Source organism: Nonomuraea sp. NPDC049504, assembly GCF_040676845.1.
In the GTDB taxonomy this organism is placed as follows: Bacteria; Actinomycetota; Actinomycetes; order Streptosporangiales; family Streptosporangiaceae; genus Nonomuraea; species Nonomuraea salmonea.
This window is the reverse complement of record NZ_JBFAPT010000014.1, coordinates 131946-155184: the sequence shown is the minus strand read 5'-3', so window position 1 is coordinate 155184 and position 23239 is coordinate 131946. Positions and strand designations below refer to the sequence as shown.

Genomic DNA, 23239 nt, shown 5'->3' with positions numbered 1-23239 from the left:
AGGCGCACCTGTTCTGGCGGACGATGCTGCCGGTGCCGTACCTCTGGCTCATCCTCGCCGGGCGGGACCTGCGGCGCCGACGCGCAGCCGCCTGGTGGCCTCCTGGTTCACCTCGAACGTGACCGGGTCCACCACCACGGCGTAGTCGCGGGCCGCGGACTGCACGCTGACGAAGCCGTTGCGGACGTCCGCGGCCACCTGAGCGGGCTCGCGTTCGAACGGGTCGCCGTAGCCGCCACCGCCGCCGGTGTTGTTGACCAGCACCTCCCCCGCGTCCAGGCGGTTGTAGCTGCCGCCCTGCCGGACCTCGCGGCCGGTGCCGGGGTTGAGGATGACGTGGTTGCTCTCGCCGGGCAGGCCGTCGCCGATCGACCACGGCTGCGTCCTGGTCTTGTAGACCAGGCAGATGCCCGTCGAAGGAGCGGTGAAGCGGTACGTACGGCCCACGCCGACGCCGCCGCGGTGCCGGCCGGGACCGCCGCTGTCGGGGCGGTAGCCGTACGACTCGATGAACATCGGCGACTTGGTCTCCAGCACCTCCACCGGATTGTTGCGGCAGCCCGGCTCCGACAGGTGCATGATGCCGTCCTCGCCGTCGCCGCCCGCGTGCGCGCCGAACCCGACGGCCTCGTTGGTGGCCTCCAGCCACGCCTCCCCGGTACGCGGGTTGACGCCGAGCCCCATCATCGAGCACACGTCACCGCCCGAGCAGGCGGGCACCCGGTCGGGCATGCCCTGGGCCAGGGCCTTCAGCACGACCTCGCCGCCGAGCAGCCCGGTCCACAGCGTGAACGTCGGCATGGGCGGCACCGCGTGCATGACCGAACCTGGCTCGGTGACCACCCGCAGCGGCCGGAAGTTGCCCGCGACGACCGGCGTGTCCGGCGTGGTCAGGGCCTTGAAGACGAGGCTGCAGAACGCCTCCGTCTGCCCGACGGGCAGGTTGATGGGGCCTTTGACGTCGCGCTCGCTGCCGGTCCAGTCGATGACCATCTCGTCGTCGCCGATGGTCACGGTGACGTTCATCTTGATGAGGCGGTCGGCGTCCACGCCGTCGCTGTCCACGAAGTCGTGCGCCGTCCACGTGCCCTTCGGCAGCTTGGCCAGGGCCAGCCGGGCGAGGCGCTCGCCGTGGTCGTTGATGGCGTCCATCGCGGCGGTCAGCACGCCGGCGCCGTACTTGGCGGCGATCTGCTGGGTGCGGCGCACGCCGGTCACGCACGCGGAGACCTGCGCCTGGATGTCGCCGATGGTCCGCTCCGGCATCCGGCTGTTGAAGCGGATGATGTTGAACACGTCGTCGTTCTGCACCCCGCGCCGGTAGAGCTTGGAGCAGGGGAAGAACAGCCCCTCCTGGTACATGTCGGTGGAGTCCAGGACGTAGCCGGGGTCCTTCTGCTTGAGGTCGAGCACGTGGATCCGGCAGGAGGCGAAGCCGATCAGCTCGTCCTCGTGGTGGATGGGGGCGAACACCAGCGGGTCGAGGGTGTGGGCCGAGGCCCAGTACGGATAGTTGAGGATGAACACGTCACCCGGCTCCAGCGCGTCCCGGCCGAGGAACTCGACCGCCCGCTTGATGCCGTGGTCGTTGCCCCGGGTGAACACCGCGATGCCCGGCGCGTCGGCCACCACGTCGCCCTGGGCGTCGTGGATGCCGATCCCGTAGTCGTGGATCTCGTACACGACCGTGTTGTACGCGGTGCGGCACAGGTTGCGGGCCATCTCGTCGGCGGCGGCGAGCAGGCCGTGCCGGATGATCTCCGTCGTGATGGAGTCCGTCGTGGTGGTGGGGCTCACTGCTGCCTCCCGGTCCTGTCGTTCACGGAAATGACCAGTTCGCCGTAGCGGCCGACGCGCAGGGAGTCGCCGGCGTGGATGACGGACGTGGCCGTGTGCTCGGTGATCACCGCGGGCCCTGCGACGACGTCGCCGGCCAGCAGGTCCTCGCGCGTGTAGACGCGGTATTCGACGGCCGGCTCGTCCGCCGACAGATGGACCTGGCGGGTGCCGGCCGGGTGGGGCTCGCCCGACGTACGCTCCGCCACGGTCGGCAGCTCCGGTTTGTCGACGGTGCCGGTGGCGCGCAGGCGCAGGGTGGTGACCTCGACCGGGTCGTCCATCGTGTGGCCGTACTGCCGCTCGTGCAGCTCGGCGAACGCGGCGGCGACGTCGGTGGCGAACGCGGCGGGATCATCGGGGAAGGCGACCGTGACCGAGTGCTCCTGCCCCTGGTAGCGGACGTCGAGCGTGCGCGTGAGCGCGCGCCGGTCAGGGCCGAAGCCCTCCGATGCGAGCTGCTCGACCGCCGCCGCCTCCATCTCCCGGTAGACGGCGTCGGCGGCGGCCGCGTCGAGCGTGGCCAGCGGCGTGACGAGGGTACGGGCGAAGTCGTGCTGCACGTCCGCGAGCAGCATCCCGAACGCGGAGAACGCGCCCTGCCCCGGCGGCACGATCACGGTCGAGATGCCCAGCTCCCTGGCCACCTCGACGGCCACCAGGCCCCCTCCCCCGCCGAAGGACAGCAGCGCGAAGTCCTTCGGGTCGCGGCCCAGCTCCACGGTGATCGCGCGGACCGCTCCCATGATCTTCATGGTGGAGATCTGCACGATGCCGCGGGCCAGCGCCTCGGTGGTCAGGCCGAGCCGGGTGGCGATGGGCTGCAGCGCCTTGTCGGCCAGCTCGCGGTCGAGGGCCAGCTTGCCGCCGAGCGGGCTGTCGGAGCCGAGGTGGCCGAGCACCAGGGCGGCGTCGGTGAAGGTCGGCGCGGTGCCGCCCCTGCCGTACGAGGCGGGGCCCGGAGCCGCGCCCGCGCTCTGCGGGCCGACCTGCAGCGCGTCCGCCTCGTCCAGCCAGGCGATGGAGCCGCCCCCGGCGCCGATGGTGTGGATGTAGAGCGACGGGGTGTTGATCGGCAGCCCCTCGAACTCCGCGCCTTGGTAGAGGACGGGCTCGTGGTCGAGGATCAGGGAGGCGTCGAGGCTGGTGCCGCCCATGTCGATGGTGATGAGGTTGGGCTCGTCCAGCAGTCTGGACAGCGCCGCCGCGCCGATGACGCCGCCCGCGGGGCCCGACAGGATGAGGCTCACCGGCTGCTCGCGGGCCGCCTGCGCGGTCATCGCGCCGCCGCCCGAGCGGGTCATCAGGAACCGTCCTGAGAAGCCGCCGCCGGCCAGCTCGCCCTCCAGCTCGCGCAGGTAGCGGTGGACGATCGGCTTGACGTACGCGTCCAGCACGGCGGTGCTGGTCCGCTCGTACTCGCGGTACTCCCTGGACAGCTCGTGCGACAGGGTGACCGCGACGTCGGGGGCGATCTCGGCCAGCACCTCCCGCATGCGCAGCTCGTGCTCGGGGTTGGCGTAGGAGTGCAGGAACGCCACCGCCACCGAGCCGTACCCGCGCTCGGCGACGACCTCGGCCACCCGGCGGGCGTCATCGACGTCGAACGGCGTGTGCACGCTCCCGTCGAACCTGCACCGCTCGCGCACCTCGAACGTGTCGTAGCGCTCCAGCAGCGCGGGCGGCTTGCGGTAGGTGATGTCGTAGTTGGTCCTGCGGTCGGTACGGCCGAGCAGGTAGACGTCGCGGAACCTCTTCGTACCGATCACGGCGGTGCGCGCGCCCGTGCGGGTGAGCAGCGCGTTCAGCCCGAGCGTCGTCCCGTGCGTGAACATCGTGATGGCCGGCGTGCCGGACTCGGCCAGGCCGAAGGCGTCCATGACGCCGCGCGCCGGCGCGTCGGGGGTGGTCGGGACCTTGCCGAAGCTGAGCGCGCCCGTGTCCGGGTTCAGCTCCACCACATCGGTGAACGTGCCGCCGACGTCGATCGCAAGCCTGCTCATCGTTCCGCCTTTCTCGGTAGTGCGTGCGTGGCCGCGACGTGCTCCAGCGCCTCGGACGGCATCCCCCTCGCGTCGTCCCCGCGCGGCCAGTGCAGAGTGATCTCGTCGAAGCCCGCGTCGCGCAGCCGGCCGGCGAAGTCGGCGTAGCGGCCTGGGCTCTCGAACGGCCAGGTCATGTCCAGGGCCACCTGCGCGATCCGGCGCAGCGCGCCCGGCGGGCGGCGGCCGGAATCAGACGCGGCGGCCAGCACCGCGTCCAGCCTGCGCCCCTGCTTCTCCACGGCGGCGAACCAGTCCGCCGGCGCGTCCTGCCTGCGGTAGGCGCCGTAGGTCACCCAGCCCTGGCCGTGCCGCGCGGCCAGCGCCATCGCGCGGGACCCCGTCGCGGCGACGGTCAGCGGCACGCGCGGGCGCTGCAGGCAGCCGGGGATCTGCCTGGCCTCCACGGCGCTGTAGCGCTCGCCGCGTACGGTGCTGACGTCGTGGGTGAGCAGGTGGTCGAGCAGGCCGAGCCATTCGGCGAACCGGTCGGCCCGCTCGGGGAGCGAGCGCGGCGGGTCGCCGAGCACGGCGGCGTCCGCGCCCTCGGCGCCTGCTCCGACGCCGATGTCCAGCCGGCCGCCGCTCAGGTGGTCGAGCGTCATGATCTCCTTGGCGAACGTGACGGGGTGCCGGTAGTTGGGCGTGGCCACCTGGGTGCCCAGGCGCACCCGGGTGGTGGACACGGCCGCCGCCGCCAGCATCGGCACGGCGGCGTGCCAGGGCCGGTCCTTCAAGGGGGTCCAGGTCAGGTGGTCGTAGGTCCAGACGGTGCGGACGCCGAGCTGCTCCGCGGCCCGTACGTCGGCGGCGAAGGCCCCGGGATCCCGGTCGGGCAGCACCAGGACGGACAGGTCGATCATCGTCGTCTGCTCGCCACGCTCAGCGCCACCGCGGCCAGGATGACCACGCCGGTCGTCAGGTCCTTGAAGAACGGGTTCGCGTTGAGGATGTCGAACCCGTTGTCGATCAGCGCCAGCAGGTACACACCGCAGACCGAGCGCCAGATCGCGCCGACGCCGCCGTAGATGCTGGTGCCGCCGAGGATGACCGCGGCGATGGCGAGCAGCTGCATGCCGTCGCCGGCCTGCGGCTGCCCGGTGCCGATCCGCGAGACCCCGATCGCGGCGGCGATGCCGGCGGCCAGGCCGCTGTAGAGGAACGTGTACAGCTTGATGCGGTTCACCCGGATGCCGGACAGCTCGGCGGCCTCGGCGTTGCCGCCGACGGACAGGACGTACCTGCCAAAGGTCGTGCGGTTCAGCAGGAACCCGGACAGCAGCGCGAAGAGGGCCAGGATGACGATCGCGTAGTAGACCGGGCCGATGCCGCCCCGGCCGAGCGCGGTGAACCCGCCCGCCGGGACGCTGATGAGGAAGCCGCCGGTGATCAGCACGGCGAGCCCGCCGTACACGAGGCTGGAGGCCAGCGTGGCGAGGAACGAGTGGATGCGCAGCCGGGTGATCGCGGCGCCGTTCACCAGCCCGAGCGCGGCGCCGGCGAGGGGCGCGGCGATCAGGCCGAGCACGGGGCTGTTCAGATGCAGCGCGACCCAGGCGGCCACCACGTTCGCGACGCTGAAGATGGCCCCGGTGGACAGGTCGAAGCCGCCGCAGATGACGACGAGCGTCCCGGCCACCGCGATGATCGCCAGCGGGGCGTTCTGGTTGAGGATGTTCAGCAGGTTCGTGAGGGTGAGGAACGACGACGTCGACACGCTCAGCGCCACGAAGAGCGCCACGAGCATGATCAGGACGGCGTAGTGGCGGACCAGGGCCGGCACGTTCACGCCGGACCCCGCTCGCGCCTGTGCGGTGGCGGTCATGGGGTTCCTTCTGTCGCTGGGGGTGGCTCGACCTCGAAGAGGCGCTGCAGGAGCCCGTCCACGGACGCCCCCGGGCCCGGCACCTCGCCGATGACCGTGCCGCCGCGGACGAGGTGGATCCGGTGGCTGAGGCCGGCGACCTCCTCCAGCTCCGACGAGATGAGCAGGATGCCGGTGCCGGCCGCGGCGATCTCGACGATGAGCTGGTAGATGCGGGACTTGGCGCCCACGTCCACGCCCCTGGTGGGCTCGTCGAGGATGAGCAGCTCGGGCCGGCCGAGCAGCCATTTGGCGAACAGCACCTTCTGCTGGTTGCCGCCGGAGTAGACCGACACGTCGCCGTCGAGCGCGGCCGGGCGTACGCCGAGGCGTTCGACCAGCTCGCGCACCGCGGCGCGCTCGCCGCCGCGCGACAGCACCCCGGCGCGGGAGAAGCGGCCCAGGTGCGGCAGCGTGACGTTCTCCAGGACCGGGCGCAGCAGCACCAGGCCCTGGGCGCGGCGGTCCTCGGGGATCATGGCCATGCCGCGGGCGATCGACGCGCGCGGCGAGGCGCCGGTGACCGGCTCGCCGCGGAACAGCACCTCCCCCGACTCGACGGGGTCGCAACCGAACAGCGCGCGGGCGATCTCCGTACGGCCGCTGCCGACCAGCCCCGCCAGCCCGACGATCTCGCCGGGCCGCACCCGCAGCGACACGCCCCGGACGGCGCCGCCGCGCACGTCGCGCATCTCGGCCACCGGCGGCGTGTCAGGGGGCGGCGCCGGCGGCCGGTCGGGCAGCAGCATGTCGACGGGCTCGCCGAGCATGGCCTCGACCAGGCCGGCCTTGGTCTCCTGCGCGGCCGGAGCCGTCCTGATGACCCGGCCGTCCCGCATGACGGTGACGCGGTCGCAGTTGGCGAGCACGTCGTCCAGGAAGTGGGTGACGTAGACGACGGTGGTGCCGCGTTCGCGCAGCCAGCGCATGATCTCGTGCAGGCGCTCGCTCTCATCGGCGGTCAGCGAGGACGTCGGCTCGTCCATCACGATGACGCGCGCGTCGCGGGCGAGCGCCCGCATGATCTCCACCTTCTGCTGGTCGGCGATCGGCAGCGTGTGGACGGGCGCGTCGGCGGGCAGCCCGAAGCCGCAGATCTCCTCCAGCTCCCGGTAGCGGGCGCGCAGGTCCCCGTGCAGGACGCCGAACGTGCGGCGTTCCCTGCCGAGGAACACGTTCTCCGCCACGGTCAGCGCCGGGACCAGGCACAGCTCCTGGGCGATGATCACGACGCCGGCGTCCTGCGCCCGCCTGGTGTCCCAGCGGTGCACCGCCCGGCCGAACACCTCCAGCTCGCCCGAGTCCGGCTGGTAGAGCCCGCCGACGACCTTGCCGAGCGTGGACTTGCCGGCGCCGTTCTCGCCGACGAGGCCGTGCACCTCGCCTTCGAGCAGGGACAGCGAGACCGCGTCGAGTGCCTGGGTGGAGCCGAAGCGGACGGACAGGTCGCGGACGGTGACGGCCACCGCCGGGGTCGGTCCGTCCATCAATCGGCCCACTCGCCCGCGAAGTCGGGGTGCTCGCCGAGGATCTCCTTGGTGACGATCACCGGTACGGGGCCCAGCGTGTTGGCGTCGACGACCGGGGTGACCGGCTTGCCGCGCACGGCGTTGACCAGCTGCTCGACGGCGGCCTTGCCCATGCTGTTGGGGAAGTCCACCTGGTCGGCGGCCCATTTGCCGGCGCGTACCTGCTTGATGGCCTCCTGGTTGCCGCCGCCGCCCGTGACGTACATCGTGCTCAGGTCGACTCCCGCGCTCTCCAGCGCGACCTGGGCGCCGATGGTCTGCTGGTCGGCGTTGGACAGCAGCACGTCGAGCTCGGGGTTGGCCTGCAGGATGTTCTGCATGGCCTTCAGTGAGGTGTCGCGGTCGTAGTTGCCCTGGCCGGTGGCCACCACCTTGATGTTGGGGTGCCCGTCCAGGACCGAGCGGTAGGCCTTGTTGCGCAGGTTGTCGAACGGGAACTGGAGCTGGCCGATGAGGATCGCGACCCGGCACGGGTCCTTGTCCTCGCAGTACTTCACCGCGCCTTCGGCGAGCTTCTTGGAGTTCTCCTCCGTGTTCGCGGCGACCGTGGACACGATGCCGTCCACCTGGGGTTTCAGCTCGGTCAGGTTGGGGCCGACGGGGAAGAGCGTGGTGACGACCGGGATCTTGGCCTGGGCGGCTGCCGGGATCGCAGCGGCGATGCCCACGTTGTCGTTGGGGACCAGCAGGATGCCGTCGTAGGTGCCCTGGCTGGCGACGTTCTGGACCTGGTTGAACTGGGTCTGGCTGTCGAACTTGCCGTCGAAGATGGTCACCTCGACGTCGCCGTACTCTTTCGCCTTGGCGACGGCGCCGTCGTAGACGGCCTTGTTGAAGCCGTTCTGGCTGGAGGAGGCCAGCAGGGCGATCTTCACCGGGCCGGTCTTGGCGCTGGACGGAGTGCTGGAGGAGTAGACCTGGGACACGTCGGAGTTGCAGCCCGCGAGCGCGAGACTCAGGAGCGCACCGGCTGCGATCACCAGCGTCCGTTGGGGAATGGACAGTGACTTCACTTGCACCTCTATCTCATGGTGCGTATGTTTTCGCAGGTGATGAGCTGTCTTGAGGCAGTACAATGTCACACTGCAACCCGATGGGTCAACGGTTCGATTTCGACTCTTTGCCCGCGATCACGCGCCTGACGCGGGGAACTGAGCATGGGGTACTCATGCCGTCAGGCGCCGCGCGGCCGATCCTCGAAGGGTCTCAGCATCCAGACCCCGTCCTCCACCACGCGCGGCAGAACAACGAGCTGGTGGAGGTGCACGTCTTCGTCGTCCGCCAGCCGGACATCGCCTTCGGCATCGGCGCCACCTTGCTCGTCAGCAACACCTCGCGCACGACCGACAGCGAGTTCGTCGTCAGCAGCTTCGGCGGCAACTTCTTTCACAACCTCTGACGCTGGGCGCGGTCGGCGTTGGCCATGATGGCGTCGTGGACGTACTGGGACAGGCCGGGCGCCATGTCATCGTAGTTGCGGCCGACGCGCTCGTTGGCGAGGTACGCCCGCGCCAGCCCCCGATGCACGTCGTGGCCGCAGTCGTGGAAGCGCCGGTGCAGGTGCAGCCGGTGCTCCTCTGCCAGGTCCATGACGGCGGGGTCGCCGGCGGGCAGGCCGGCGTTCATCGCGTCGAGCAGCCGCTGATGGATGCCCGCCTGCTCGTCGCGGATCTCCGCCCAGTCCGCCGCCGAGTACGCCGACGCGCGCCGCCGACGCTGCTCCCACAGCTCAGACCCGCCGAACCGCTCCTCCGCCCGATCGGCGCGGTCCTCCAGCCGGGTGCCGCCGAGGATCTCCAGCCGTTCCCGCGGGGTGAGGGTGAGGCCGAGCCTGCGCGCGTGCAGCTCCCTGTCGATGGCGGCGACCATGGCCCGCTGCCGCTCGATGCGCTGGAGGAGCAGCGCGCGCTGCTCCTCCAGCCGGTCGGCGTCCCCGCGGGCGGGGTCGGCCAGAATCGCGCCGATCGCGTCGAGGCCGAAACCGAGCTCCCGGTAGAACAGGACGCGCTGCAGCCTGCGCAGGTCGTCCGCCGAGTAGAGCCGGTAGCCGGCGGGGCTGCGCTCGCTCGGCTCCAACAGGCCGATCTCGTCGTAGTGGTGCAGCGTGCGGACCGAGACGCCGGTCAGCTCGGCGATGGCGCCGACGGTGTGCTCTGAAGTGGTCATGCGGTCACTGTGCCGCCTGACGTGGCGTGAGAGTCAAGATCACCAGGTTACGCGGAGCCGGTGCAGGCCGTACACGATGCTGGAGGCGCGGAAGTCAAGCCGGTCCTCGGCGAGGGCGAGGGCGGGGAAGCGGCGCAGGAGGGCGGGGAAGGCGATGCGCAGCTCCATCCTCGCCAGCGGCGCTCCGAGGCAGTGGTGTACGCCATGGCCGAAGGCGACGTGGCCGGCCGCTCCCCTGGTGACGTCGAGGGTCTCGGGGTCGTCCACCAGGGCGGGGTCGCGGTTGGCGGCGGGGAACGAGCAGATCACCAGCGAACCCGCCGGGATCCGCTGACCGGCGATCTCCACGTCCGTCGTGGTCGTGCGCGGCGGCAGTGACTGCACGATGGACAGCCAGCGCAGCAGCTCCTCGACGGCGGGCTCGACCATGGCCGGGTCGTCGCGGATCAGCGCCGCCTGACCGGGGTGGCACAGCAGGGCCAGGGTGCCGAGGCCGAGCATGTTGGCGGTCGTCTCGTGGCCGGCCAGCAGCAACAGCCCGGCGATGCCGATCAGCTCGTCGGTGGTGAGGTCGTGGCCGTGCTCGCGGACGAGCATGCCCAGCAGGTCATCGCCCGGGTCCGCCTGGGCGCGGGCGACCAGGCCGGCCATGTACGCCCGTTCCTCCCGCTGCTCCTGGACGCGCTGCTCGATCGGCAGGGAGGTGTCCAGCAGGCGTACCGAACGCGCGTGGAACGCCGCGCGGTCGGCGGGCGGCACGCCCAGCAGCTCGCAGATCACCAGCGACGGCACCGGCAGCGCGACGTGCTCCACCAGGTCGGCCGGCTTGCCGGCCCGCTCCAGGTCGTCCAGCGCCGCCTCGACGATCTCGGCGATCCGCGGCTCCAGCCTGCGCATGCGCCGTACGGTGAACTCGGGGGTGAGCATCCGGCGCAGCCGGGTGTGCTCGGGCGGATCGGCGGCGAGCAGCTGCCCGGCCCGCATCCTGGCGCGCTCCTCGGCGTCCATCCGCTCGGTGCCGGGGATGGGGGTCAGGGCGCTGCTGAACCGGGCCGGGTCCGCCAGCACCCGGCGGACGTCCTCGTAGCGGCAGACCACGTACGCGGGCACGCCGAACGGCGTCATCACCCGCACCACGCCCTCGCCGTCGCGGGCCAGGGCCAGCTCCCCGACCGGGTCCAGCCCGTTCCTCCGCATGTGCAGGGGCAGTTCCAGAGCCTGTGTCATCATCCGTCCTCTCGCGTCGTTCGCGGCATGCTGACGACCACGAGACGGCGGCGCCCCGGCCCTTGTGACGGCGCGGCCCTGTGAGGTGGGCCACTCGTTCAGCCGGCGGACAGCAGCGTGTTCGCGCGGGACAGGACGGTGCCGAGGACGCGGCCCGCGGTGGCCAGGTCCTCCGGCGGCAGGTCGCCCCACAGCCGGCCGGTGACGTCGGTGATGGCGGCGCGGACCCTCGTCCACTCGGTCTTGCCGTGCTCGGTCGGCTCGACGACGCCGTCCTGCCTGGTGCGGACCAGGCCGGCCGCCGTCAGCTCGGCGAGGAGCCGGTGCACGGTGGCCTGGTCGGCCTTCAGGGAGTGGGCGACGCGTTCGGTGAGGGCGTCCGCGGACGGCGTTCCTTCGCTGACGACGGTCAGGGTCAGCGTCACCCACTGCGGTTCGGTGATGCCGGTCCCGGCCAGCAGGCGGTCGAGGAGGGCGTTGAGGGCCTTCTCGGTCTGGCCGATCACCTGGGTGCTGAAGGCGGGCATGGATCCACTCCCATACTAGTTGGTTGGGCCAATGTTGGCTGCACCAACGTTAACAGTATTCGTGGGTCCCGCCAACCATTTGTTAGGGTCGGCTCGTGAACACTCCCGAAGGGCCGCCGGCGGAGCGGCTGCGCAGGCTGCCGACCAGGCTGACCAACGGTGCGGCGCTGATCGCCAACCGGCTCGTGGACCAGGCGCTCGCCGGGGCCGGGGCCCGCCGCTACCACTACGCCCTGCTCGCCACCCTGGAGGAGTTCGGCCCGGCCAGCCAGGCCGAGCTCGGCCGCCGCACCGGCATCGACCGCAGCGACGTGGTCGCGGCCGTCAACGACCTCGCCGACCAGGGCTTCCTCCAACGTGCGCCCGACCCGGGCGACCGCCGCCGCAACGTCATCACCATCACCCCGGCCGGCCGGAAGCAGCTCGCCGACCTCGACCGGCTGCTCACCGCCGCCCAGGACGACTACCTCGCCCCGCTGTCCGCCACCGACCGGCGGACCTTCGTCGACCTCCTCACCCGCCTGACCGAGCACCACTCCGGCCGCTGAGGAAGTCGCGGACGAGCCGGTCGTAGCGGGCGCGGTCCACGTTCCACGCCTCGGTGTGCCCGCCCCGCTCGAACGGCTCGAACCGGATCGGCCAGCCCAGCCGGGCGCCCGTGGTGACGAGGTCGTACGCCTCCTGGATCGGGTGCTCGGTGTCCGGAACGGTGTGGATCAGCAGGAGGGGCGGCCTGACCCGGGGCGGGTGGCGGATCAGGCTGAGCCGATCGGTGTCGACGCCGGTGCGCCACTCGGTGACCAGCCCGGCCGGCCCGGCCACGAACGCGGGCAGGCCGGCGTTGCGCGCGCCCTGTTCCGCGGTCATCCGTACGTCGATCATGGGCGCGTCCATGATGACGCGGTCGACCAGGGTCGCGAGCGGTGACCGGCCGAGGAGCTGGCCGACGATCTGGCCGCCCATCGAGGTGCCGTACAGGATGAAGCGCTGCGCCCCCATGGTCGTGGCGTGCCGCAACGCCGCCTCCAGGTCGCGCCACTCCGCGTCGCCCAGGTGCAGCAGGCCGTCGTGCGAGGGCGGGGCGCCTTCGTCGTTGCGGTACGTGATGGCCAGGAACGGCAGCCCCAGCTCGTGCACCACGGGCAGGATCTTCAGCTCGGCCTTGCGCCGCCCGTTCTGCCCGTGCACGGCGACGACCCACGTGGTGCCGTCGCCCGGCACGTACCAGGCGGGCGCCGGTCCCAGCTCGGTGGGCACCATGATTTCGGTGTAGTCGATCCCCCAGGCGACCTTCGGATCGCCCGGCGGCACGTTGCCGAAGTGGCCGGGGGTGCCGGCCGAGGGGACGGGGCCGCGCAGCACCTCGCGGGTGACGCGGCCCGGCGTCTCGGACACGACGTCGCCGAGCATCGTGTGCGCGCCGCTCCACTCCAACCAGTACGTGCCGGGCGCGGCGGTCTGCGGCGTCCTCGCGAGCGTCACGGTGCCGCCCTGGACGGCGAGCACCTGGGCGTTGCCGGTGCCGTAGTGCACGACCTTGATCGACTGGTCGCTGCCGTACCAGGCTCCGGCCCCCGCCGCCACTACCACGAGCGCCAGGACGGCCGACGCCGCCCACCACTTAACGGACGCCATCGAAGATCCTGCGCACCGTACGCCGGCACAGCTCGCGGAAGCCGTCCTCCGCCAGGCCGATCCGGCCGCCGAGATAGAGCTGCACGAGCCCTTGGACGGAGGCCGTCAGCGTCAGCGTCACCTCCAGCGGGTCGTCCTCGCGCAGCACCTTCTCCCGCATGCCCTCCTCGACCAGCGCGACGAGCAGCCCGAACGGCGGGACGTCACCGCGGAAGTCCTCGGGGAAGCGCCTGGCCCGCTCGCGGCGGTCGGTCATGAGGAACGTGTACAGATGGGGCTGCCCCAGGGCGAAGTCGAGGAAGTCCTCCAGCAGCCCGAACGCCCGCTCCTCCCAGGGCCCGCCCGGCGCCCGGCTCCCCCAGCCCTCGGCCAGCTCGCGGAAGGCCCGCTCGGCCACCTTGTCGAGCAGCGCCTGCCGGCTCGGGAAGTGCTTGTAGGCCGCCATGGGCGACACCCCGGCCAGCCCGGCCACCCGCCGCATGGTCACGGCCTCGGCGCCTTCGCCGACGAGGATGCCGCGCGCGGCGTCGGCGATCCGCTCCGCTGCAGTCGTCATGGTGTACACCGTAAACCATGCGGGTTTACGGTGTACACCCCCGTACGTCCCCGTCAGGCCGGCGGGTCTCCGTCGAGCAGGGCGCGGGCCGTCGTGACGTCGGTGATGATGACGTTGACCCAGCCGCCGGTGATCGCCGCGCGGATGGCCGCGTGCTTGCGCTCGCCGCCCGCCATGCCGATGCGGCGCGGGATCGCGCGCAGCACCTCCGGGTCGATGCCGACGACGCGGCTGTCGAGGTCGCTGTGGATCAGCTCGCCCGTCGCGTCGAAGAAGCGCTGGCAGACGTCGCCGACCGCGTGGGCGGCGATGAGGTGGTCCTGGTCGGCGGGGGCGATCGCGTTGCCGCTGTCGCGCAGCAGCGGCGAGGGCTGCACGCTGCCGATGCCCACCAGCGCCATCGTCAGCCGCTGCCACTCCTCGGCCACCGGCTGCATGGCCGCGTCGCCGATCAGGCTCTGGCGGATCTCGGGGCTGCCGACCAGACCGGGAGCCTGGACGTAGAGCGGCTCGGCGCCGATCAGCTCGGCGAGGTGGCCGAGCAGGCGGTTGGCCTTGGCCTGGACGGCGCCCTCACCGACGCCGCCGAGCAGCTGCACCACGCGGTCGGCGCCCGGCACGCGCAGGGGGTGCAGCCGCTCGGCCACCGACAGCAGGGTCTGACTCCACGGTGAGATGCCGATCCGCTCGCCGCCCGCCAGGGTCGATTCGAGGTACGCGGCCCCGGCGGAGCCGATGCCGGCGATGATCTCCGACTCGTCGCCCTCGACGTCGACGACGACCGCCTCGCGCAGCCCGTAGCGGGTCTCCAGCTCCTGCTCCAGGGTCAGGTGCACGCCCTGGGAGACGACGACCACCGTACGGACGATGCCGATCTCGCCGGCCCGCTTGAGCAGCCTGGAGACCTTCGTCTGCGAGATGTGCAGCGCGTCGGCGATGTCGGCCTGCCGGATGCCGAGCTCGTGGTACATGTGCGCGACCTTGGTGATCAGCCGCACCCGGCCGTCGGTGGCGAACCGGCCGGCGCCGCCCGCGTTCACAGCCATCAGGACCCGTCCCCCTCGCCGTCGTGCGGTCTCGTCGCCTGACATTGTCCATCCGGAAGGTCACTTCGTGATCCCGAGCAGGGGTGGCTCGCGGCACGCCGTCGCGGGTTACGGCGAGAAGAAGCAGTTCGCACCGCCGAAGGTTGCTCAACGTTATTGACACGCATCGCGCGGATCAGCCAATCTACGAGCACGGGAAATTATGCACTACCGCATAATTATGCACTACCGGGAGACTGCGATGCGCCAGCGCAGAGTCATCATCAACACGGACGCCAAGAACGAGGCCGACGACCAGTTCGCCATCGTGCACGGCCTCCTGTCCCCCACCTTCGACGTTCGAGGACTGATTCCGGCCCACTTCGGCACCCGGCGCTCGCCGCGCAGCATGGAGGAGTCGCGCGAGGAGATCGACCTCCTGCTCGACCTGCTCAAGATGACCGGCTCCGTCCCCGTGGCGAACGGCGCCGCGACCGCCCTGCCGGACGAGCGGACCCCGGTGGACTCCCCCGGCGCCCGGCTGATCATCGAGGAGTCGAAGCTCGCGAGCGAGGACGACCCGCTCTACGTGTCCTTCCTCGGCCCGCTGACCGACATGGCCAGCGCGATCCTGCTGGACCCCGAGCTCGTCAGCCGTCCCGTGGTCGTGATCTGGATCGGCGGGCCCGGGTACCGCGGCTACGACGAGGGCGCCCAGGTCGAGTTCAACCTCTCCAACGACATCCACGCCGCCAACGTGGTGTTCGGCTCCGGCATCACGCTGTGGCAGGTGCCCCGCGACGTCTACACCAAGGTCTCGGTGAGCTACGCCGAGCTGGAGGAGAAGATCGGCGCTGCGGGACCGCTGGGCCGCTACCTGATCGACCAGCTCCGCGAGTGGAACGCCACCCACCATCCCGGGCCGATCGAGTCCCGTTCCCTGGGCGACTCCCCGGCGATCGCGCTGATGCTCTTCCCGCAGAGCGGCAACCTGCGCGTACGGCCCGCTCCCCGCTTCGGCGCCGACGGCTCCTACCTGCCCGGATCGAACCACCCGATCCGGGTCTGTGAGGAGGTCGACGTGCGCTTCCTGCTGGCGGACATGTTCGCGAAGATCCGGGCCTTCGGCGGAACCCGCCCCTAGGTCCTGCTGCACAAGGGAGATCCGACATGACCCCCACCTCGTACACCCGCCGCGGATTCCTCGCCCTGTCGTCCGTCGCGGTGACCGGACTCGCCGTCAGCGCCTGCACCGGCGCCTCGGTCGGCGGCGGCACCACGGCGGCCACTCCGTCCGACAAGCTGCGCCTGTTCACCTACGACGACGACGCCAATATCGGCCTGATCAAGGCGCAGGTCAAGAAGTTCGACGAGCAGAACGGCACCACCACCACGGTCGACAACCTGCCCGGCTCAGGCGCCGCCCAGTTCCCCGACAAGCTGCGGACCGAGCTGCTCGGCGGCAGCGGCCCCGACCTCTGGCGGATCTGGGGCGGGCAGCTCGGCGCGCCCTTCGCCAAGGCCAAGCAGGCCGCCGACCTCACGCCCTACTACCAGAAGTACGGCTGGGACGCGACGCTCAACACCGCGGCGATCGCGGGCATGACGTTCGACGGCGTCAAGGCGGGCGTGCCGTTCGTGGCGCGCGGGCTGGGCGCCTGGTACAACAAGGAACTGCTGGCCAAGGCCGGGGTCGAGGCCCCGCCCACGTCGTACGCCGAGCTGGAGGAGATGAACGAGCGGCTCGTCGCCGCCGGCATCACCCCGTGTGGGCTGGGCGGCAAGTACGGCTGGCACATCATGCGCCTGTTCGAATACCTCCTGGAGCACACGGCGGGACCCGAGCTGCACGACAAGCTGCTGCTGGGCCAGGAGAGCTGGGACCGGCCGGAGGTCGTCGAGGCGTTCACCCTGTTCAAGAAGTGGCAGGACCAGAAGTGGCTGCCCGAGGGCGCGCTGGGCCTCGACCCGGCGGACGTCGGCACCTGGTACGTCCAGGGCAAGGTCGCCTACGACATCGAGGGCCAGTGGACGGAGGTGTCGGCCATCCTGGCGGCGAAGAAGAAGCCCGAGCAGTTCGGGACCTTCCAGCTGCCCACGGACCAGACCCCGGCCCGCCACTCCGGCTTCGTCGAGGGCTACATGGTCAACGCGAGGGGAAACAAGGACAGGGCCGCGGCGCTGCTGGACTTCCTGCTCAAGCCGGACAGCCAGAAGGCCATGCAGGTCACCTCGTCCACCGTGAAGGGCGCCGAGCCCGACGCCGCCGAGCTGCCGCTGTCGGCGGAGTGGGGCGAGAAGTACGGCGACAGTCCCTTCTACACGATCCAGGACCAGGCGTTCCCCAAGCAGCAGTCGGACCAGTACTTCAGCGTGCAGAGCGACCTGCTGCAGGGCAAGACGCCGCCGGCCGAGGCGGCCAGGAAGATGCAGGAGATCGTCTCCGCATGGGCCCGCAACTGATCAGGGACGGCTCATGACCACCGTGACCCCCCAGAGAGGGAGCAGCAAAGGGAGCTGGCGGCCCTGGCTGTTCGCCATCCCCGCGCTCGCCGTCTACCTGATCTTCCTCATCTATCCGGCCGCGTCGTCGCTGTGGTTCAGCTTCACCGACTGGGACGGCCTCAGCCCCGGCTACAACCTCGTCGGCCTGGACAACTACGCCCAGATGCTGAGCGACCCCGTGGTGCTCACCGCGGCCAGGAACAACCTCCTGTGGTCCGTGGTCACGATCGTCGTGCCCGTGACGCTCGGCCTGGCGCTGGCGCTGCTGCTGAACGGCAAGGTGCGGGGCAAGCCCGTGCTGCGCCTGATCTTCTACGCGCCCGGCGTGCTGCCGCTGGTGTCGATCGCCTCGATCTGGGGCTGGCTCTACAACCCCCAGCACGGCGCCATCAACTCCTTCCTGGAGGTCATCGGCCTCGGCGGCCTGGCCCAGCCCTGGCTCGGGCAGGACTCCACCGCACTGTGGGCGGTGATGGTGCCGGCGGTGTGGCTGCGCACGGGCTTCCCGATGCTGCTCTACCTGGCCGCCCTCCAGGGCATCCCGGGCCAGCTGTACGAGGCCGCGCGCGTGGACGGGGCCGGCCGCTGGGAGCAGTTCTGGCACGTCACCATGCCGGGCCTGCGCTCGGCCCACTACATCGTGCTGGCGCTGTCGCTGATCGACTCGTTCAAGGTCTTCGACCTGGTCTACGCCATGACGTACGGCGGCCCTGGCACGGCCACCCAGGTGATGGGGACCTGGATGTACGCCAACGTCTTCCAGTACTACCAGACCGGCTACGGCACGGCGATCGCCGTCGTGATCACCCTGGTGGCGATCGCGGTCGGCATCCCGTACGTCCGGTCCCAGACGAGGGAGCCCACGGCATGACCTCGATCGTCTCCGCGCCGGCGGCGCGGGCCGTCGCCCCGGCGGCGCCGCCGGCGAAGAAGAAGGGCAAGGGCGGTCTCGCGCTGACCGTCGTGCTGGCCGCGGCGGCCGTGTTCTGGATCTCGCCGCTCGCGCTGCTGGTCGTGACCGCGGTCCGGCCGCTGGCCGACTTCATCGGCAACGGCCCGCTGGCCTGGCCGTCGGAGTTCACGTGGGCGAACTTCGCCGACGCATGGGACATCGGCGACTTCGCCACCACCTACCGCAACAGCGCCCTGCTGCTGATCCTGAAGGTGCCGCTGGGCGTGCTGATCTCGGCGATGCTCGGGTTCGCGCTGGCGAAGCTGCGGATGAAGTTCCGCAGGACCGTGATGTTCACGGTCTTCCTCGGCCTGACGATCCCCATCTACATCGCAATCGTGCCGGTGTTCATCATGATGAAGACCACCGGCGCGACCGACAGCGTGCTCGGCCTGATCGGCCCCTACCTAGCCTTCGGCATCCCGTTCGAGGTGCTCGTCCTGCAGTCGTTCTTCCGCCGGCTCCCGGACGAGATCGTGGAGGCGGCGCGGGTGGACGGCGCGGGCGACTGGCGGATCTTCTGGCGGATCGTGCTCCCGTTGTCGGCGCCCGCCCTGGTCACGGTGCTGATCCTGGACGCCGTGGCCACCTGGAACGAGTTCTTGTTCGCCCTGATCCTGCTGAACTCCGACGCCAACAAGACCCTGCCCGTCGGGCTGCTCAACTTCCAGGGCCAGTTCTCCAACAACAACACCGGCCTGGCCGCGGGGATCCTCATCGCGGTCGTGCCCATCCTCATCGCGTACACGCTGCTGCAGCGGTGGATCGTCGCCGGCCTCACCGCCGGCGCCACCAAGGGATAAGGGAGTGATGACCATGCCGACCTTCGGCGCGGGTATCTGGCACTTCGCCACCTACAAGGACCGTTACGCCACCGACGGCTACGGGCCGCCGGTCGGGCTGCTGGAGCAGATCGACCGGGCGGGAGCCGTGGGCGAGCTGTCGGTGGTGGACTTGAACTGGCCGTTCGCCGGGTTCGACGGCACTTTGGACGACGTCAAGGCCGCCCTGGCCACGAACCATTTGAGCGCGATCGCGATCACCCCTGAGATCTATACGCGCGACTTCGTCAAGGGCTCGTTCACCAACCCCGATCCGGCCGTGCGCAAGAAGGCCATCGCGTTGATGCACGACGCCACCGAGGTGGCCCTGGAGCTGGGCTGCTCGTACGTGAAGCTGTGGCCGGGCCAGGACGGCTGGGACTACCCGTTCCAGGTGAACTACCACGACGTCTGGCAGCTCGCCCTCGACGGCCTGACCGAGCTGTGCTCCGCGCACCCCGAGATCAACTATGTGATCGAGTACAAGCCGCGCGAGCCCCGCGTGAAGATCATCTTCCCGGGCGTGGCCCGCACGCTGCTCGGCATCGAGCGCATCGGCCTGCCCAACCTGGGCATCCTGCTCGACTTCGGCCACTCGCTCTACGGCCAGGAGACCCCGGCCGACGCCGCCCAGCTCGCCATCGACCACGGCCGGCTGTTCGCCATCGACGTCAACGACAACATGCGCGGCTGGGACGACGACATGGTCGTCGGCTCGGTGCACCTGGTGGAGACGTTCGAGTTCTTCCACACGCTGCGCAGGAACAACTGGGACGGCGTCTGGCAGCTCGACCAGTTCCCCTTCCGCGAGGACAGCGTCCAGGCCGCCAAGCAGGCCATCCGCTTCCTGAAGGCGATCGACCGCGCGCTCGGCGTCCTGGACGACGAGGCGCTCGCCCAGGCACAGGCCGCGCACGACGCGCTGGCCGCCCAGCGGCTCGTCCAGAACGCGCTGCTGACCTCGATGGCGGGCCTGGAGGAGGCATGACCGACCTCGCCGAGGCCGTGCGCGGCCACGTCACGCTGCCGGTGTTCGGCAGGGTGGACCGGCGCGCCGGCCGCGCGGAGCAGATCGCGCATCTCGCCGAGGCGGCCAGGCAGATCAGGATCCAGGACCTCAAGCTCATCCACCACACGGGAGCGGGGCACATCGGCGGCGACTTCTCCGCCATCGACATCCTGACCACCCTGTACGGGGCGGTGCTGGACATCAGCCCGGAACGGGTCGCCGACCCCGAGCGCGACCGCTTCATCCTCAGCAAGGGGCACGTCGCGGGCGCGCTCTACACCACGCTGGCGGCGTTCGGCTTCCTGCCGGTGGCCGAGCTGGCGACGTTCCTGCAACCGCTGTCGGCGCTGAACGGGCATCCCAACCGCACGAAGGTCGCCGCGGTGGAAGCCAACACGGGGCCGCTCGGGCACGGCCTGCCGGTGGCCGTGGGGCACGCGCTGTCGGCCAAGCTGGACGTGTCGCTGCGCCGGACGTACGTGCTGGTCGGCGACGGTGAGCTGCAGGAGGGCAGCAACTGGGAGGCGATGATGGCCGCCTCCCAGCACCAGCTCGAACGCCTCACCGTCATCGTCGACCGCAACCGGCTCCAGCAGGGCGCCACCGTCAAGGAGACCAACGACCTCGACCCGCTCGCGGACAAGGCGGCCGCGTTCGGCCTGGCCGTGGCCGAGGTCAACGGGCACGACCACGGAGAGCTGCTGGACGTGCTGTCGTCGGTGCCGTACCGGCCGGGCAGGCCCACGTTCGTGATCGCCCACACCAACAAGGGACATCCGATCTCGTTCATGAGCGGCAACGTCGCCTGGCACCACAAGGTGCCGGACGAGGCGCAGTACCGGCAGGCGCTGAGCGAGCTGGAGAAGGAGCATTGATGCCGCGCACCTCGGTCGCCGACCTGCCCCGCTTCGACTGCAGGGACGCCTACGTCGCGACCCTGTCCGAGCTGGCCGGCGCCGACCAGCGGATCGTCGGCGTGGTCAACGACTCGGTCGGCTCCAGCAAGCTGGCCGGCTTCCGCCGGTCGTTCCCCGACCGGCTGATCAACGTCGGGATCGCCGAGCAGGACATGGTCGGCGTGGCCGCCGGGCTGGCCAACGGCGGGCGCATCCCGTTCGTCTCCGCCGCCTCCTGCTTCCTCACCGCCCGCGCGCTGGAGCAGATCAAGGCCGACGTCGCCTACTCCAACCACAACGTCAAGCTGTGCGGCATGAGCCCCGGCGTCGCCTACGGCGAGCTGGGACCGACGCACCACTCCATCGAGGACATCGCCTGGCTGCGGGCCATCGCCAACCTCACCGTCATCGTCCCGTCCGACCCGGTCGAGACCAGCGCCGCGCTGCGCTGGGCCGCCGCCGTCGAAGGGCCGGTGTTCGTCCGGGTCAGCCGCATGAGCGTGCCGCAGGTCAACCCCGACGACTACGCCTTCGTCCCCGGCAGGGCGGTCACCCTGCGCGACGGCGGAGACGTCACGCTGATCGCCAACGGCACCGTGCTGTGGCGGGCGCTGGTCGCCGCGGAACGGCTGGAAGGCGAGGGCGTCTCGGCCCGGGTGCTGTCGATGCCGACGGTCAAGCCCCTGGACACGGAGGCGGTCGTGGCCGCGGCGCGGGAGACCGCCGGCATCGTGACGATCGAGGAGTCGACCATCGCCGGCGGCCTCGGAGGCGCCGTCGCCGAGACCGTCGTCCAGCACCATCCGGCCCGGGTCGCGATCCTCGGCATCCCCGAGTTCGCGCCGACCGGCTCGGCGGCGTACCTGCTCGACCGCTACGGCATGTCGCCTGAGGGCATCGCCGATGCCGCACGGAGCCTGCTGCGCCATGGCTGATCCGCTCATCCTGGCCGTCGACCAGGGCACAAGCTCTACCAAGGCGCTCCTGGTAGACGCGCGCGGCCGGGTCGTCTCCCGCGCGGTCGCTCCCCTGTCCGAGTCGCAGCCGCGCCCCGGCTGGGTGGAGCAGGACCCGGCCGAGCTGTGGCAGAGCGTGCGGCGGGCGGTCGCCGAGTGCGTCACACCCGCCGGCGCGGGACGCGTCGCGGGCATCGGGATCAGCAACCAGCGCGAGTCGCTGGTGCTCTGGGAACGCCGCACCGGCGAGCCCGTCGGGCCGCTGCTGAGCTGGCAGGACCAGCGCACCGCCGGCCGCTGCCACGAGCTGGCCGGCGCCGCCGAGCTGGTCCGCTCGGTGAGCGGCCTGCCGCTCGATCCGATGTTCTCCGCGCTCAAGGCGCGCTGGCTGCTCGACACCTACGACCCCGACCGGCGGCGGGCAGGCGAGCTGTGCCTGGGCACGGTCGACTCGTGGCTGCTCAGCCGTTTCGGCGGCGAGCACCTCATCGAGGCCGGCAACGCCTCGCGCACCCAGCTCCTCGACGTCGCCACCGGCGACTGGGACGACCGGCTGCTCGAGCTGTTCGGCGTGCCGCGCGAGGTGCTGCCGCGGGTGGTGCCCTCGTGCGCCACCTTCCCCGCCGCCCGCGGGCTGGCGCCGCTGCCGGACGGGGTGCCGGTGCTGGCGGTCATGGGCGACTCGCACGCCGCGATGTTCGCCCACGCCGGGTGGCGGCCGGGCGTGGTCAAGGCGACGTACGGCACCGGCTCGTCGGTGATGGCCATCAGCCGGTCCGGCCGAACCGGCCAGACCGGCCGGACCGGCCAGACCGGCCGGACCGGCCAGACCGGCCGGACCGGCGAGGTCGGCGAGGTCGGCGAGGTCGGCGAGGTGCGGGGCCTGTGCCGCAGCATCGCCTGGGACCTCGGCGACGGCCCCGCGCTGTGCGTCGAGGGCAACATCCGCGCCACCGGCCGGATGGTGAGCTGGCTCGCCGACCTGTTCGGCGTCCCCGTCCCTGAGCTGCTCAAGGAGGCGGAGTCCGCCGACGGCGTGCACTTCGTCCCCGCCTTCGGCGGGCTCGGCGCCCCCTGGTGGGACCCCGGCGCCACCCCCGTCATCACCGGCTTCTCCCTGGGCACCCGGCGCCCCCAGCTCGCCGCCGCCGCCCTGGAGGCGGTCGCCTTCCAGATCGAGGACGTCCTGGCCGCGATCGAGCAGGCCGTCGGGCAGGTCCGCGTGCTCATGACGGACGGCGGGCTCACCCACAGCGACCGGCTGATGCGGCTCCAGGCCGACCTGAGCGGACGCGTCGTCGCCCGCTCGGGCGAGCACGACCTGTCCGCGCTGGGCGCGGCCGACGCCGCCGGGCTGACGGCCGGCCTCTGGACCCTCGGCGAGCTCGAACGCCGGCCCAGGCCCGCCGACACCTACGAGCCTGAGCTCGGCGAGGCGGAGCGCCGCGCCAGGAAGCGCGCCTGGCACCAGGCCGTCCGCAGAGCCCTACCCGCGCAGGAGAGGAACGCCGGATGACCACGGCGGCCGCCGCGCCCGAGACGTTCGACGCCGCCGGCCACATCACCGGCCAGGAGGAGAGGCAGGCGATCGACTGCGAGCCGGTCACCGCCGGCAACGCCGACGAGTTCGGGGTGTTCGCCAGGAAGTAGGCGTCACGACCGCACGCCCGCCCGCCCCTAAACTTGGAGCGAC

Annotated in this window: 23 protein-coding genes; 11 read left to right on the top strand and 12 right to left on the bottom strand. The window is 71.3% G+C overall.

Translation table 11 applies throughout. The features are described 5' to 3' along the window. Positions 1-48: 48 nt before the first annotated feature. Genes AB0K28_RS26440 through AB0K28_RS26415 form a run of 6 tightly spaced genes read right to left on the bottom strand, consistent with a single transcriptional unit; the run spans position 49 to position 8251 of the window. Positions 49-1797 (bottom strand): hydantoinase B/oxoprolinase family protein, encoded by a 1749-nt coding sequence (locus AB0K28_RS26440; protein WP_364375016.1) that lies wholly within the window; start codon positions 1795-1797, stop codon positions 49-51. Continuing rightward, a complete protein-coding gene (locus AB0K28_RS26435; protein WP_364375013.1) occupies positions 1794-3839 on the bottom strand; it encodes a hydantoinase/oxoprolinase family protein in 2046 nt (681 codons plus the stop codon). The genes AB0K28_RS26440 and AB0K28_RS26435 overlap by 4 nt, the downstream gene beginning before the upstream one ends. Then, positions 3836-4741, bottom strand: a complete 906-nt coding sequence (locus tag AB0K28_RS26430) for an LLM class flavin-dependent oxidoreductase (protein WP_364375010.1) — start codon at positions 4739-4741, stop codon at positions 3836-3838. The genes AB0K28_RS26435 and AB0K28_RS26430 overlap by 4 nt, the downstream gene beginning before the upstream one ends. Continuing rightward, the gene (locus tag AB0K28_RS26425; protein ID WP_345406343.1) at positions 4738-5703 is read right to left on the bottom strand and encodes an ABC transporter permease; all 966 of its coding nucleotides are present in this window, start codon (positions 5701-5703) and stop codon (positions 4738-4740) included. Before AB0K28_RS26425 ends, AB0K28_RS26430 begins: the two co-directional genes overlap by 4 nt. Continuing rightward, the gene (locus AB0K28_RS26420) at positions 5700-7229 is read right to left on the bottom strand and encodes a sugar ABC transporter ATP-binding protein (protein ID WP_364375007.1); all 1530 of its coding nucleotides are present in this window, start codon (positions 7227-7229) and stop codon (positions 5700-5702) included. Before AB0K28_RS26420 ends, AB0K28_RS26425 begins: the two co-directional genes overlap by 4 nt. Then, positions 7229-8251: a sugar ABC transporter substrate-binding protein gene (locus AB0K28_RS26415; protein WP_364375005.1), complete on the bottom strand. Its 1023-nt coding sequence runs from the start codon at positions 8249-8251 to the stop codon at positions 7229-7231. Before AB0K28_RS26415 ends, AB0K28_RS26420 begins: the two co-directional genes overlap by 1 nt. Before the next feature lie 113 nt (positions 8252-8364). On the opposite strand from AB0K28_RS26415, the gene AB0K28_RS26410 reads away from it, so the two are divergent. Beyond that, positions 8365-8670 (top strand): hypothetical protein, encoded by a 306-nt coding sequence (locus AB0K28_RS26410; RefSeq protein WP_364375002.1) that lies wholly within the window; start codon positions 8365-8367, stop codon positions 8668-8670. On the opposite strand, the gene AB0K28_RS26405 is transcribed toward AB0K28_RS26410, so the two are convergent. The 3 genes from AB0K28_RS26405 to AB0K28_RS26395 form a co-directional block, all read right to left on the bottom strand. Continuing rightward, positions 8658-9437, bottom strand: coding sequence for a MerR family transcriptional regulator (locus tag AB0K28_RS26405; protein ID WP_345406327.1), 780 nt, complete (start codon positions 9435-9437; stop codon positions 8658-8660). The two genes, AB0K28_RS26410 and AB0K28_RS26405, sit on opposite strands and share 13 nt — an antisense overlap. A gap of 39 nt (positions 9438-9476) precedes the next feature. Then, on the bottom strand, positions 9477-10667 hold the full coding sequence (locus tag AB0K28_RS26400; RefSeq protein ID WP_364374999.1) for a cytochrome P450: 1191 nt from the start codon (positions 10665-10667) through the stop codon (positions 9477-9479). Between the two features lie 95 nt (positions 10668-10762). Further along, the gene (locus AB0K28_RS26395) at positions 10763-11191 is read right to left on the bottom strand and encodes a MarR family winged helix-turn-helix transcriptional regulator (RefSeq protein ID WP_364374996.1); all 429 of its coding nucleotides are present in this window, start codon (positions 11189-11191) and stop codon (positions 10763-10765) included. Positions 11192-11286: 95 nt separating this feature from the next. On the opposite strand from AB0K28_RS26395, the gene AB0K28_RS26390 reads away from it, so the two are divergent. Continuing rightward, the gene (locus AB0K28_RS26390; RefSeq protein WP_345406318.1) at positions 11287-11739 is read left to right on the top strand and encodes a MarR family transcriptional regulator; all 453 of its coding nucleotides are present in this window, start codon (positions 11287-11289) and stop codon (positions 11737-11739) included. On the opposite strand, the gene AB0K28_RS26385 is transcribed toward AB0K28_RS26390, so the two are convergent. From AB0K28_RS26385 to AB0K28_RS26375, 3 genes are read right to left on the bottom strand one after another with little or no spacing between them, the layout of a single operon-like run. Then, positions 11705-12826, bottom strand: a complete 1122-nt coding sequence (locus AB0K28_RS26385) for a prolyl oligopeptidase family serine peptidase (protein WP_364374993.1) — start codon at positions 12824-12826, stop codon at positions 11705-11707. The genes AB0K28_RS26390 and AB0K28_RS26385 overlap by 35 nt on opposite strands. Continuing rightward, positions 12813-13382 carry a TetR/AcrR family transcriptional regulator gene (locus AB0K28_RS26380; RefSeq protein ID WP_345406306.1) on the bottom strand — a complete coding sequence of 190 codons (570 nt, stop codon included), beginning with the start codon at positions 13380-13382 and terminating at the stop codon, positions 12813-12815. Before AB0K28_RS26380 ends, AB0K28_RS26385 begins: the two co-directional genes overlap by 14 nt. Positions 13383-13435: 53 nt before the next feature. Next, a complete protein-coding gene (locus tag AB0K28_RS26375; RefSeq protein ID WP_345406303.1) occupies positions 13436-14428 on the bottom strand; it encodes a sugar-binding transcriptional regulator in 993 nt (330 codons plus the stop codon). 241 nt (positions 14429-14669) lie between these two features. On the opposite strand from AB0K28_RS26375, the gene AB0K28_RS26370 reads away from it, so the two are divergent. From AB0K28_RS26370 to AB0K28_RS26330, 9 genes are read left to right on the top strand one after another with little or no spacing between them, the layout of a single operon-like run. Then, positions 14670-15551: a nucleoside hydrolase gene (locus AB0K28_RS26370; RefSeq protein WP_364374989.1), complete on the top strand. Its 882-nt coding sequence runs from the start codon at positions 14670-14672 to the stop codon at positions 15549-15551. Positions 15552-15577: 26 nt separating this feature from the next. After that, complete coding sequence (locus AB0K28_RS26365) at positions 15578-16870, top strand: ABC transporter substrate-binding protein (protein ID WP_364374986.1); 1293 nt, start codon at positions 15578-15580, stop codon at positions 16868-16870. A gap of 13 nt (positions 16871-16883) precedes the next feature. Beyond that, positions 16884-17783, top strand: coding sequence for a sugar ABC transporter permease (locus AB0K28_RS26360; protein WP_364374983.1), 900 nt, complete (start codon positions 16884-16886; stop codon positions 17781-17783). After that, positions 17780-18667, top strand: coding sequence for a carbohydrate ABC transporter permease (locus AB0K28_RS26355; RefSeq protein WP_364374980.1), 888 nt, complete (start codon positions 17780-17782; stop codon positions 18665-18667). The genes AB0K28_RS26360 and AB0K28_RS26355 overlap by 4 nt, the downstream gene beginning before the upstream one ends. A 7-nt stretch (positions 18668-18674) precedes the next feature. Beyond that, positions 18675-19673 carry a sugar phosphate isomerase/epimerase family protein gene (locus AB0K28_RS26350; protein ID WP_345406285.1) on the top strand — a complete coding sequence of 333 codons (999 nt, stop codon included), beginning with the start codon at positions 18675-18677 and terminating at the stop codon, positions 19671-19673. Beyond that, entirely contained in the window at positions 19670-20569 is a 900-nt protein-coding gene (locus AB0K28_RS26345; protein ID WP_364374976.1) for a transketolase, read from the top strand. Before AB0K28_RS26350 ends, AB0K28_RS26345 begins: the two co-directional genes overlap by 4 nt. After that, complete coding sequence (locus AB0K28_RS26340; RefSeq protein WP_364374974.1) at positions 20569-21525, top strand: transketolase family protein; 957 nt, start codon at positions 20569-20571, stop codon at positions 21523-21525. Before AB0K28_RS26345 ends, AB0K28_RS26340 begins: the two co-directional genes overlap by 1 nt. Next, positions 21518-23062: an FGGY family carbohydrate kinase gene (locus AB0K28_RS26335; RefSeq protein WP_364374971.1), complete on the top strand. Its 1545-nt coding sequence runs from the start codon at positions 21518-21520 to the stop codon at positions 23060-23062. The genes AB0K28_RS26340 and AB0K28_RS26335 overlap by 8 nt, the downstream gene beginning before the upstream one ends. Beyond that, complete coding sequence (locus AB0K28_RS26330) at positions 23059-23196, top strand: hypothetical protein (RefSeq protein ID WP_364374968.1); 138 nt, start codon at positions 23059-23061, stop codon at positions 23194-23196. Before AB0K28_RS26335 ends, AB0K28_RS26330 begins: the two co-directional genes overlap by 4 nt. The last annotated feature ends 43 nt before the right edge of the window (positions 23197-23239 follow it).